General features: G+C 43.9%; 13 protein-coding genes and 1 other RNA gene. 7 read left to right on the top strand and 7 right to left on the bottom strand.

Features of this window, described 5'->3' with window-relative positions:
* From vapC to ssrA, 3 genes are all read right to left on the bottom strand, one after another.
* A partial coding sequence (vapC, locus tag VIM91_RS09675) for a type II toxin-antitoxin system tRNA(fMet)-specific endonuclease VapC (RefSeq protein WP_331864620.1) occupies window positions 1-362 on the bottom strand: 362 nt, incomplete at its 3' end.
* Window positions 355-597, bottom strand: a complete 243-nt coding sequence (gene vapB / locus VIM91_RS09670; protein WP_331864619.1) for a type II toxin-antitoxin system VapB family antitoxin — start codon at window positions 595-597, stop codon at window positions 355-357. The genes vapC and vapB, both read right to left, overlap by 8 nt.
* 205 nt (window positions 598-802) lie before the next feature.
* Window positions 803-1,159, bottom strand: a transfer-messenger RNA (tmRNA) gene (gene ssrA, locus VIM91_RS09665).
* A 295-nt stretch (window positions 1,160-1,454) separates the two neighbouring features.
* Between ssrA and VIM91_RS09660 the strand changes: the two genes are divergently transcribed.
* Window positions 1,455-2,339, top strand: coding sequence for an IS4 family transposase (locus VIM91_RS09660; RefSeq protein WP_331864618.1), 885 nt, complete (start codon window positions 1,455-1,457; stop codon window positions 2,337-2,339).
* Between the two features lie 12 nt (window positions 2,340-2,351).
* Entirely contained in the window at window positions 2,352-2,621 is a 270-nt protein-coding gene (locus VIM91_RS09655) for a hypothetical protein (RefSeq protein WP_331864617.1), read from the top strand.
* 123 nt (window positions 2,622-2,744) lie between these two features.
* On the opposite strand, the gene smpB is transcribed toward VIM91_RS09655, so the two are convergent.
* On the bottom strand, window positions 2,745-3,224 hold the full coding sequence (smpB, locus tag VIM91_RS09650; RefSeq protein WP_331864616.1) for an SsrA-binding protein SmpB: 480 nt from the start codon (window positions 3,222-3,224) through the stop codon (window positions 2,745-2,747).
* Between the two features lie 67 nt (window positions 3,225-3,291).
* Here smpB and VIM91_RS09645 point away from each other — a divergent pair, with 67 nt between their 5' ends.
* Both VIM91_RS09645 and VIM91_RS09640 read left to right on the top strand, forming a co-directional pair.
* On the top strand, window positions 3,292-3,732 hold the full coding sequence (locus tag VIM91_RS09645; RefSeq protein ID WP_331864615.1) for a type II toxin-antitoxin system RatA family toxin: 441 nt from the start codon (window positions 3,292-3,294) through the stop codon (window positions 3,730-3,732).
* The gene (locus tag VIM91_RS09640) at window positions 3,729-4,025 is read left to right on the top strand and encodes an RnfH family protein (protein WP_331864614.1); all 297 of its coding nucleotides are present in this window, start codon (window positions 3,729-3,731) and stop codon (window positions 4,023-4,025) included. The genes VIM91_RS09645 and VIM91_RS09640 overlap by 4 nt, the downstream gene beginning before the upstream one ends.
* Before the next feature lie 19 nt (window positions 4,026-4,044).
* On the opposite strand, the gene VIM91_RS09635 is transcribed toward VIM91_RS09640, so the two are convergent.
* Window positions 4,045-4,425, bottom strand: a complete 381-nt coding sequence (locus VIM91_RS09635; protein WP_331864613.1) for an outer membrane protein assembly factor BamE — start codon at window positions 4,423-4,425, stop codon at window positions 4,045-4,047.
* A 133-nt stretch (window positions 4,426-4,558) separates the two neighbouring features.
* On the opposite strand from VIM91_RS09635, the gene fur reads away from it, so the two are divergent.
* Window positions 4,559-4,969, top strand: coding sequence for a ferric iron uptake transcriptional regulator (gene fur, locus VIM91_RS09630; protein WP_296831489.1), 411 nt, complete (start codon window positions 4,559-4,561; stop codon window positions 4,967-4,969).
* A gap of 102 nt (window positions 4,970-5,071) precedes the next feature.
* On the opposite strand, the gene recN is transcribed toward fur, so the two are convergent.
* Both recN and VIM91_RS09620 read right to left on the bottom strand, forming a co-directional pair.
* On the bottom strand, window positions 5,072-6,751 hold the full coding sequence (gene recN, locus VIM91_RS09625; protein WP_331864612.1) for a DNA repair protein RecN: 1,680 nt from the start codon (window positions 6,749-6,751) through the stop codon (window positions 5,072-5,074).
* 24 nt (window positions 6,752-6,775) lie between these two features.
* Entirely contained in the window at window positions 6,776-7,651 is an 876-nt protein-coding gene (locus tag VIM91_RS09620; protein ID WP_331864611.1) for an NAD(+) kinase, read from the bottom strand.
* A 174-nt stretch (window positions 7,652-7,825) separates the two neighbouring features.
* Here VIM91_RS09620 and grpE point away from each other — a divergent pair, with 174 nt between their 5' ends.
* Both grpE and dnaK read left to right on the top strand, forming a co-directional pair.
* Window positions 7,826-8,395, top strand: coding sequence for a nucleotide exchange factor GrpE (gene grpE / locus VIM91_RS09615; protein WP_331864610.1), 570 nt, complete (start codon window positions 7,826-7,828; stop codon window positions 8,393-8,395).
* A gap of 114 nt (window positions 8,396-8,509) precedes the next feature.
* Window positions 8,510-10,423, top strand: a complete 1,914-nt coding sequence (gene dnaK, locus VIM91_RS09610) for a molecular chaperone DnaK (protein ID WP_331864609.1) — start codon at window positions 8,510-8,512, stop codon at window positions 10,421-10,423.
* Window positions 10,424-10,854 lie beyond the last annotated feature (431 nt).

The following is a 10,854-nucleotide window of genomic DNA, read 5'->3' as shown; positions in this document are numbered from 1 at the left end:
TCAAACTCTTTCATATTATTGGTGACTAATATCGTACCAAGGCTTCTTGCATGACCCGCGATGTGAAGATCATTAACGCCGATTGGAGTGCCGGCGAGTTCTAGTACTGCACGAATTTCACCATAATGTGCTGCTGCTTTTTCATCATAGTCTATCACGTCCAAACGGCTACAGAAATCTTCAACGGCTTGTAGGTTTTTGCTCGTGTGTACACTTTTCTCTACACCGTGTAATAGTTCGGCAAGTGTGATCGATGAAATGGCTAGATGGCCTGCCGCATCGTTAAATTTTGTAAGTACTTCAACAGGTCGGCGCTTGATGACATAAATGCAGATATTGGTGTCTAGCAAATATTTAATCATCGAAGGACTCTCTAGGGGTTTCAGTTTGTTCTGCACGTTCGTTTAAAAAGTCATCGCTCACAGATGTTGTCGGAGATAAGAAAAAACTATCCCACGTATTTTCAACAGGCGTGATGATGCGCTCTTTACCCTGTGTTCGAACAAACACCTTTTTGACCGACGATTCAAATCGTACGGCGACAGGTAAACGTACTGCTTGAGACTTATTGTTTTCAAAAACCGTTGCTGTAATCATTTGCGGCTCCTTTTTCTATATATTACTAGTATATAGAAATGCCGAATTAATTTCCATCTTAATGGGTTTGAATTTTGGGGGATTACAGTGGCACAGAGTTTACAACTTTTAAGATTGTGCCTATAGGTCAATTTCAATAGGGATGTTTGTAGATTTTGACGTAAGTTTAGATAATAAAAAAGCCCGCATTTGCGGGCTTAGTGGTTGGTGGAGCTGGGCGGGGTCGAACCGCCGTCCGGAAAGACTCCATCCAAGAGTCTACATGCTTATACAGTCTATTAATTTAATCTTAACGTTTCCCGGCTGTCAGGGAGCACGTAAGACGAGTTTGTCCTGTTTAGTATTTACCTACCCAAACACGCGGCAAATACGATTCCGTGTAAGTCGATACGGCGTCAGGCGCCACGAACAACTGCCCTGAGCCGCACCAGCGGGCTTAAGCCGCTAGAGCGTAGTTATCGTCGTTTGCAACTATAACAATTTGAATTAAGATTTACGTGCATCATTCAGGCACGGCATGCATCTTAAACTTCGTACTCCCCGTCGAAACCAATGCAGCCCCGATATTCGGTGAGTCTGTACATTATAGAGATAAAGTTTTTATTTTAAAGGGGAAAGGGGATTTAAATTTTTTAAGTTGTATTCTGGTTGGGAGATCTTTCGCTACGCTCAAGATGACAGAAGAGCGGGATGGGTTGAGAAACAGGGTTTAGGATTGCAATACACCCGTGTCATCCTGAACGAAGTGACACTACTGTCCGGTAAAAATTAGGTGGGGAATAAAGAAAGAGCTTGAAGCTTCTGGTTTTGAACGGTAAAACACCGTTTGCAAACTCAAAAAACAGGAGCCTCAAGCGATGTTTAGTCTCTCACGATTTGGTCAGTTGTTACAAGGCGCATCTCGACAAGTATTCAATGATAGTGTTAAAAGCTCTAAAGCAGATCGTTACGCAAAGAGTTTAAAAAGCTGGGATTTATTGGTGTTACTGATTTATGGTCAGTTACACAGTGGCGTTTCAATGCGTAACTTGCTGATCCGATTTAATTTACAAGAGGCACATCATTACCATTTAGGGGTAAAGTCCTGTAAACGTTCTACGGTCAGTGACGCGATGGCAAAACGTGATCTTGCGCCGTTTGAAGCACTGTGTCAGCAGTTGATTAGGCAAGTAAAGAGCAAGCAAAAAAAGCAAGTTGGACAAGTTTTAAGAGCCATTGATTCAACGCCGATTAAACTGGTTGCGGCACGATATGATAACTGGGCTGAAAAAACGAAAACACGACGTGGAAGAGGATTAAAAGCGCATATTGGTTACGACTTAGACTCTAAAGGCATTGATTATCTGAGCCTAAGTGCGCTCAGGGTCAATGATATTACTGAAATTCAAAAGCAACCGATTGAACCAAATCAAGTGTATATCGTTGATAAGGGGTATACCGATTACAACTGGTGGCACAAAATCGACCAAGCGGGTTCAACGTTTATTACTCGACTTAAGAAGAATGCGGCCTACCGAGTCACAAGCGAAAAAACCTATGTGTCGAGTAATGTGCTTGCAGACCAAACGATTGAGTTGACCAATAAAAAGCCAAGAGCAGGTGCGTTAAACCATTATGCGAATAAGCCACTTCGCCGGATTATTGTTAAAAGAGACGATAGTGATCAAAACCCCTATTGGTTTATTACCAATGACTTTGAACGAAATGCTGAAGAAATTGCACAGTTGTATAAACAACGTTGACAAGTGGAACTGTTGTTTAAGTGGATCAAAGGTAATCTGAAATTTAAACAGTTTTACGGTGCGACTGAAAATGCGGTGAAGATGCAGATTTACGTCGCTATTATCACCTACTTGCTAGTTCGCCAACTTAAGACCTTGCAGGGTAGTGAGCAAAGTCTAGTAGAGTTTTTGACTGCCCTGCAAGCGGGTTTATTTGAACGGCAGAACAGCCAACGTGAGTACTACCGAAGGAGGAAAGTACATGATGAATACATTGCCAAAGTTCAACATGTACTTTTTTGATGATTTTTACCGGACAGTAGTGGAACGAAGTGAAGGATCTCTTGAGGTTTAGTACAGTCGGTAGGAGATCCTTCGTTGCACTCAGGATGACGGGGTGGTGGGGCTCAGGGCGACCGTGTGGAACTAACGATTGGTTTTTAGAATGCGGTGTTTATCGCGGTTCCAATCACGTTCTTTTTCAGTCGCACGTTTGTCGTGTAACTTTTTACCTTTCGCTAAACCAATTTCGGCTTTAACTTTGCCTTTGCTCCAGTGCAGATTAAGCACGACAACCGTGAAGCCTTTTTGATCAACTTGCCCCATTAAACGATCAATTTCACGGCGATGTAGTAATAACTTACGAGTACGCGTAGGGTCATGTTGATCGTGGGTAGAGGCCGTGACTAAAGGCTGGATATGGGCGCCAAATAACCAAGCTTCGTTGTCTTTTAGTAAAACGTAGCTTTCATTGATGCGACCTTTACCCGCGCGTAGGCTTTTAATTTCCCAGCCTTCAAGTGCCAGGCCTGCTTCGATTGTTTGTTCAATATAATAGTCGAAGTGCGCCTTGCGGTTATCTGCGATGCGGTTGCTGTGGTTTTGTTTTTTCGGTTTTTTTGCCATAATGTCGCGCATTATAACGGAATGCGTGGCATAACGGAATCAAGTTAATGAAAGGGAAGTCACCGACATGAAAAAAATTAGCCGCACGGCTTTGTTAAATTATTCGGCACGTCAGATGTATGATGTAGTGAATAATGTGGCGGCGTACCCTGAGTTTTTACCCTGGTGCGGTGGTGTGCAGATTTTAAGCCAGTCGGAGCATGACTTGGAAGCCAGTATTTTGATTGAAAAAATGGGGGTTCGCAAAGCTTTTAGCACACACAATCATATGGAACCGGGTCAGCGTATCGAAATGCGTTTAAAAGATGGCCCATTTTCGCACTTAGAAGGTGAGTGGGAATTTAAGGCGTTGGATGAGTCCGCTTGCAAGGTGGTGTTTGAGATCGAATTTGAGGTTAGTAGCGGTTTAATGAATTTGGCACTGGGTAAGTTATTTGAGCAAATCGCCAATACAATGGTGGATAGTTTTATTTCACGCGCTAAACAACTGTACGGTGAGCCATTATGAGTCATACATCATTGATAAATGTCGAAGTTGCTTATGCTTTACCAGAACAGCAGTATCTGTTTGCTTTGCAAGTGCCGGAAGGCACAACGGCTGAACAAGCGATTGAGTTATCGCCTTTATTAAAGGAGCAACCGGATGTGGTGATTAATCAAGTCGGGATTTTTAGTCGCCCTGTGGCAAAAGATACCGTGTTGCGAGAGGGCGACCGGGTGGAAGTTTACCGTCCATTAAAAGCGGACCCGCGTGAGCGACGTCGCAAAGAAGTCGAAACGCAACGCGCTGAATCGAGCTAAGTTATTATTAAAATAGAGTTTAATTGACTTGTTTCCAGTCGGTTACATAGCCGTCTTGATCAAAATTAATCACAATATGTTTAACAGCGTGGGTATGCAGTTGATCATCTGTACTGCTGTATATATATTCCCAGTGGTTGTCTTTAAACGGGTTTTCACCATAATTAGGACCTAATAATTGGCGAACCTGATCTTTATGCAGGCCTGGTTGTAGGTCGTCAAGCATTTGTTGGGTAATAACCACGCCTTGGGTTACGGGTGCTTTATAAGGCTTTACGCCACCGCAGCCTAATAAAAGTAAGCTACTGATAAATACAAGACTCGCGCGTTTAGTTAAAGATAAAGTCATAATTTTGTGTCTAAATTCTTTGTGATTAAAAGTAATGGTTAAGGTGGTCATTAGACAATTCTAATGAAATAAACCGTTCTGGTGTAACTTTTGGTCGCGTGTCGGTCGGTTTTTCGTTTATTATAACGATCAATGCACACGAGTGTAATGGATTGAATAAGAAGAATAATGAAATGGAGTTTTTATGAGCGGCGTGGAGTTAAAAAAAGTCGGTTTGAAAGTAACCTTGCCACGATTGAAGATCTTAGAAATTTTAGAGAAAGCGGGTGACCAACATCATTTAACAGCGGAAGATGTATATAAGGTGTTGTTAGAGCAGGGTGAAGAAGTCGGTTTGGCGACAGTTTATCGCGTGTTAACGCAGTTCGAACAAGCCGGCATTGTGCGCCGTTTGAACTTTGAAAACAATATTTCTATTTTTGAGCTGGATACGGGTGATAACCATGACCACCTGGTATGTTTAAAAACCGGTCATGTTAAAGAGTTTGTTGATCCGGTGATTGAAGAACGTATTCGTGAGATTGCGAAGGAAAATGGATATAACCTATCCGGTCATAACTTGGTGATCTACGGCACTTTGAAAAAAGAAGAATAAAGAACCGCTTAATCCTTGTATACAACAAAGCGGATTAGTAAAAAGGCGCGAGGTCAGTATTTATCTCGCGCCTTTTTTGTATTAAAACTTCATAAATGTACGTTAAGCGTGGACTTGTAGTTTAGCTTGTGCACGCTCCAACATTTCTTGCGCATGTTTCAGGGTTTGTTCGGTGATTTCCAAACCGCCCACCATGCGTGCAATTTCTTCAATCCGGGCTTGCGGATCAAGTGGCGTTACTTGGGTAAGGGTTTTGCCTTTACTGGTTTGTTTGCTGACATTTAAGTGTTGATTACCATAAGCGGCTACTTGACCTAAATGGGTGATAGACAATACTTGACGATGTTGTCCGAGTTGTTGCATTTTTTGCCCGACTACTTCGGCGATGCCGCCACCGATGCCCACATCCACTTCGTCAAAGATAAGGGTTGGAATTTGTGCCACCTCAGCGCTGGCAACTTGAATTGCCAAACTAATGCGCGACAGCTCGCCGCCAGAAGCGACTTTTGCTAAAGGTTTAGCGGGTTGGCCTGGGTTGGCACTCACTAAAAACTCAATTTTGTCTAAACCTTGCACGCTGGGCTTGTCGAGCGGGGTTAGCTCTATTTTAAATTCGCCTTTTTCCATGCCCAGTGTTTGCATACTGCTGCTGACGGTTTGGCTGAGTTTTTTAGCGCTGGTTTTACGTTGCTTAGTCAAGGCTTGTGCCGCTTTTTCATAGTCCAACCAGGCCTGGTCTATTTGAATTTTCAGTTCATCTAATGAGCCGCCATCCATATTCAAGTTTTCAAACTCTTGTTGTAGCTGTTGGTGCTTGTTTGTTAGGTCTTCCGGGCTAAGATGGTACTTTTTGGCGAGCGCGTAAAGCGCACTTAAGCGTTCATCTAAAGCATTTAAGCGTTCAGGATCAAGCTCAACCGATTCGGCAAAGTGGTGAATGTCGTTAGCGGCTTCTTGTAGGTCGATTAAGGTAGTTTGCAGTTGCGATAGTTGTGCGTTTAAGGCTGGCGTATATTCACCTAGTTGTTCCAACTGCTGAATCGCTTCGCTTACTAAATGCGTCGCACCAACTTCGCCATCTAAGGCTTCGTAACTTAAAAATCCATTACGTTTGATTTCACTTGCGTGGGCCAGTGTACTTTGTTCGTCTGACAGCGCTTCAAACTCACCGGTTTGGGGGCTTAGCTTATTAAACTCATTAAGCTGAAATTCAATCAGTTCAAGTTTGCTTTGATGTTCGGCCTGGTTGGCTTGCAGGTCATCGTAACGATGCTTGAGTTTCTGCCAATGTTTAAAAGTTTGTTTGACTTGTTCTAGCTGGGTTTGGTGATGTCCATAAGCATCCACCAGATTTTGTTGATTGCTGTTAGTTAACAGCGACTGATGTTCATGTTGTCCATGAATATCAACCAATAGGTCGCCAAGCGCTTTTAAGCTGCTAGCCGGAACTGGACGGCCATTAATATAGGCTTTAGAGCGCCCGTCGGCATTCACAATGCGGCGTAGTAAACACAGATCATCATCGTCCAAGGCTTGTTCTTGCAACCAGGCCTGCACTTGTGGCAAAAGCTCGATATCAAACTGAGCGCTGACTTCGGCGCGTTCTTCTCCATGGCGAACTAGGCTGGAGTCGGCGCGTTCGCCCAAAACTAAGCCTAAACCATCGAGTAAGATCGACTTACCTGCACCGGTTTCACCGGTTAGGCTGGTAAAACCTTGGTTAAGATTCAGTTGTAGACGTTCAATTAAAGCGAGATTTTGAATATGGATTTCTTGCAGCATAATAAGTTCAGTGACATCCGTATTTTAGAGTTTTTCGCCCCAGTGGAGTTTGGCGCGTAATAGTTGAAAGTAATCGTGACCGCAAGGGTGAATCAGTTTAATAAAGTGCGGGTGGCGAACCACGCGAGTTCGGTGCTTGGCGTTGATTTCAAATGTAATCTGGCCATCGCAAGTAATGCGTGCCACGCCATTGCAGTTTTCGTGGGCACGTAATTCGATTTCGCTGTCACCATCCACCACAAAAGGGCGGTTACTCATGGTGTGTGGGTTGATTGACACTAGGCTAATTACATTTAGGCTGGGGTCAACAATTGGGCCACCCGCTGAAAGTGCATAAGCAGTCGAACCGGTTGGGGTTGCGATAATCATGCCGTCAGACCGTTGGCTTTTTAAGAATCGGCCATTAATAAAGGTTTCAAACTCGATCATTTTTGGCGTGTCAGGCTTGTGAATTACGACATCGTTAAATGCGAGGTGTTTGAAAACCAAATGGTCATGTTCGTAAATTTCGACATGCAATAGATTGCGTTCTTCACAATCGTAAGTGCCGTTTAACACATCCTCCATAGTGGCTAGCATCGTTTCAGGCGAGACATCCGCCAAAAAGCCAAGTCGCCCTAAGTTCACGCCGAGGATTGGGATTTGTTGGTCAACTACGTAACGTGCGACATCTAAAAATGTACCATCACCGCCTACCACAATCGCGATATCGATCTCGCCTTTCATGCTTTCTCGACTCATTAAGCTGACGCCATAACGTTCGATAGGGAAGTCTTTGCACGAAGTTTCATCTAGGTAAACTGTTAGGTGTTTGTCTAGAAAAAACGTAATCAATTTGTCGATGCTTTTCCACGATTGGAAGCCGCTGTATTTGCCGAAAATACCAATTCGTTTAAACATTTGCTTGCCTTTTTAACCGAGTATTCTTCGATTATACCTGAATTTTTTTGCACCTGATTGACCACGCTAATGGAATTATTTACACGAAATATGCTGATCAAGGGTTGAAAATAAAAAGCGGGTCACTATGTTTATCGAAACCTTATTTATAAACAGACGTATGTTGGAGACAGTATGAGCGAGCAGAAACAAGCGCAAGATCCGCTAAAAGATCAAGAGAATTTGGAAGCCTCATCTGAAAGCGAAGAGCTTGAGCAAGCCGAGAAAGCGGTGGAAAAAGATTTAGAGCAATTGCTGGCTGAAGCCCGCACTCAAGCGGATGAGCACTGGGATTCACTTTTGCGTATGCAGGCCGATATGGAAAATCTACGTCGCCGTACCCGCATTGATGTCGAAAATGCACATAAGTACGGGATTGAAAAGCTGATCCACGCACTTGTACCAGTTGCCGATAGCCTGGAGTTGGGTTTGGAAGCGGCAAACAAATCGGAAGCGTCATTGGATTCGATCCGAGAAGGTGTGAATATGACCTTTAAACAGTTGTTGGACGTATTGGCGGACTTTAATGTTGAACGTATTGACCCAGCAGGTGAGAAGTTTAATCCGCAGCTGCATGAAGCGATGACAATGGTGCCATCACCGGCACATGAGCCGAATACGGTGATGGAAGTGTTTCAAAAAGGTTATTCGTTAAATGAACGTTTGATTCGCCCAGCTCGTGTGATTGTGAGTAAAGAGTCTTAAGTTTGAAAACCAACTTTTTAAACAGAATTTAACAAAAAACTTTTAGCAAGTTCTTGAATAGTTGCGCTCAGGACTTATATAGCAAGCAAGATTAATAAAATTGGAGATGCAAACATGGCGAAAATTATTGGTATCGATTTAGGCACAACAAACTCTTGTGTAGCCGTAATGGAAGGCAAGGAAGTTAAAGTTATTCCTAACGCAGAAGGCGCACGTACTACGCCGTCAATCGTCGCTTATGCGGCTGATGGTGAAGTATTGGTGGGTGATTCAGCTAAACGTCAAGCCGTGACGAACCCAAAAAACACGCTATTTGCAATTAAGCGTTTGATTGGGCGTCGTTTTGAAGACAAAGAAGTTAAAAAAGACATCGGTATGGTGCCTTATAAAATTATCGCCGCGGATAACGGTGATGCGTGGGTAGACGTGGATGGCAAAAAAATGTCACCTCAAGAAGTCTCGGCACGTACTTTGCAGAAAATGAAAAAGACGGCTGAAGATTATTTAGGTCACGAGGTAACCGAAGCGGTTATCACTGTACCGGCTTACTTTAACGATGCCCAGCGTCAAGCGACTAAAGATGCCGGTAAAATCGCTGGTTTAGAAGTTAAGCGTATCATCAACGAGCCAACGGCGGCGGCCTTGGCTTATGGTATGGATAAAGCCAAAGGCGACAGCAAAATTGCGGTTTACGACTTAGGTGGTGGTACGTTCGATATCTCAATTATCGAAGTAGCGGATCTAGATGGTGAAAAGCAGGTTGAAGTATTGTCAACGAACGGTGACACCTTCTTAGGTGGTGAAGACTTCGATAAGAAAATTATGGACTACTTGGTTGACGAATTTAAGAAAGACCAGGGTGTGGATCTTATGAACGATCCGTTGGCGCTACAGCGTCTACGTGAAGCGGCCGAAAAGGCGAAAATTGAATTGTCATCGCGTGAGCAGACAGATATCAATTTGCCATACATTACAGCCGATGCATCTGGTCCTAAGCACTTAAACATTAAAATGACGCGTGCGAAGTTCGAATCTTTAGTAGAAGAGCTTGTTGCACGTTCGATTGAGCCTTGTAAGATCGCATTGAAAGATGCCGGTTTATCAGCGTCAGAAGTTGACGATGTTATTTTGGTAGGTGGTTCAACTCGTGTGCCAATGGTACAAGCACGTGTTAAAGAGTTCTTTGGTAAAGAGCCACGTCGAGATGTAAACCCTGACGAAGCGGTGGCAATGGGTGCCGCGATTCAAGGTGGTGTATTGTCTGGTGATGTAAAAGACGTATTGTTGTTAGACGTTACGCCTTTGTCATTGGGTATCGAAACCATGGGTGGCGTGATGACTAAGTTGATTGAGAAAAACACCACCATCCCGACTCGTAAGTCGCAGGTGTTCTCAACCGCGGAAGACAATCAGACTGCGGTAACGATTCACGTATTACAAGGTGAGCGTGAAATCTCATCCGGTAACAAGTCGTTAGGTCAGTTTAACCTAGAAGACATTCCGCCAGCTCAGCGTGGTATGCCACAAATCGAAGTAACCTTCGATATTGATGCGAACGGTATTTTGAATGTGTCAGCCAAAGACAAAGCGACAGGTAAAGAGCAAACCATTACCATCAAGGCTTCTTCAGGTTTATCTGAGGAAGAAGTAGAACGTATGGTGAAGGATGCTGAAGCCCATGCGGAAGAAGATCGCAAAATGAAGGAATTGGTTGAAGCACGTAACCAAGCCGATGCGATGGTTCACGCGACACGTAAAGCCATGACCGATGCAGGCGATGACTTAGATGCTTCTGAAAAAGAAGCCATCGAAGCGGCGATTGCCAAGGTTGAAGAAGCTATTAAGTCGGATGATAAAGCCGGTATTGACGAAGCGGTACAAGCTTTAGCTGCAGCGAGTCAGTCGATGACTGAGAAGATGATGGCCAAGCAACAGCAAGGCGCAGACGCTCAGCCGCAACCTCAAAATGAGAAAGCGGATGACATCGTTGACGCTGAGTTCGAAGAAGTTGACGACAACAAGAAGTAAGGTTTTGATTTTTTAAAGCCTATAATGGGCTCCTCAATTAACCCCAGATTGAATTCTGCGGTGCTAGAAAGCCACTTATTCTAGGCGTGCGTCGCCGAACTTAGTCATTCTAAGGTCAAGGCGAACAACAACGAAGAAGTGGCTTTCTAGCACCGCCCTAAGGGGCTTAGCCAAGTTCTCCAGCTCTGTGTTGTGAACTTTTGCAAGGTCTAGACATTCCTTCAGGTTCACGCCTTGACCTGAAAAACTTGGCGTTGCCAGAACTCAATCTGGGGTTGATTGAGGAGCCCTAATGCAACGGCTCTTTTTTTGAGCCGTTGTTTTTTCTATCACGCAAGTGGTTTAGCTGAAGTTTATTGGGGTTGTGTTGTTATTTGACCTTAGTGGTTTGAGCTAATTCACTTTTTAAATATGTTACGGATCTATGAGCA

Origin of the sequence: Thiomicrospira sp., assembly GCF_036568485.1 — a bacterium.
Lineage (GTDB): Bacteria > Pseudomonadota > Gammaproteobacteria > Thiomicrospirales > Thiomicrospiraceae > Thiomicrospira.
Note: the sequence above shows the minus strand (reverse complement) of the source record. Positions and strands in the feature narration are given on the sequence as shown.

Excerpts from the sequence above, each read along its gene's own strand:
- vapB (WP_331864619.1), bottom strand. The coding sequence starts at position 597 with ATGATTACAGCAACGGTTTTTGAAAACAATAAGTCTCAAGCAGTACGT.
- VIM91_RS09660 (WP_331864618.1), top strand. The coding sequence starts at position 1,455 with ATGTTTAGTCTCTCACGATTTGGTCAGTTGTTACAAGGCGCATCTCGA.
- smpB (WP_331864616.1), bottom strand. The coding sequence starts at position 3,224 with ATGGCAAAAAAACCGAAAAAACAAAACCACAGCAACCGCATCGCAGAT.
- VIM91_RS09645 (WP_331864615.1), top strand. The coding sequence starts at position 3,292 with ATGAAAAAAATTAGCCGCACGGCTTTGTTAAATTATTCGGCACGTCAG.
- VIM91_RS09640 (WP_331864614.1), top strand. The coding sequence starts at position 3,729 with ATGAGTCATACATCATTGATAAATGTCGAAGTTGCTTATGCTTTACCA.
- VIM91_RS09635 (WP_331864613.1), bottom strand. The coding sequence starts at position 4,425 with ATGACCACCTTAACCATTACTTTTAATCACAAAGAATTTAGACACAAA.
- fur (WP_296831489.1), top strand. The coding sequence starts at position 4,559 with ATGAGCGGCGTGGAGTTAAAAAAAGTCGGTTTGAAAGTAACCTTGCCA.
- recN (WP_331864612.1), bottom strand. The coding sequence starts at position 6,751 with ATGCTGCAAGAAATCCATATTCAAAATCTCGCTTTAATTGAACGTCTA.
- VIM91_RS09620 (WP_331864611.1), bottom strand. The coding sequence starts at position 7,651 with ATGTTTAAACGAATTGGTATTTTCGGCAAATACAGCGGCTTCCAATCG.
- grpE (WP_331864610.1), top strand. The coding sequence starts at position 7,826 with ATGAGCGAGCAGAAACAAGCGCAAGATCCGCTAAAAGATCAAGAGAAT.
- dnaK (WP_331864609.1), top strand. The coding sequence starts at position 8,510 with ATGGCGAAAATTATTGGTATCGATTTAGGCACAACAAACTCTTGTGTA.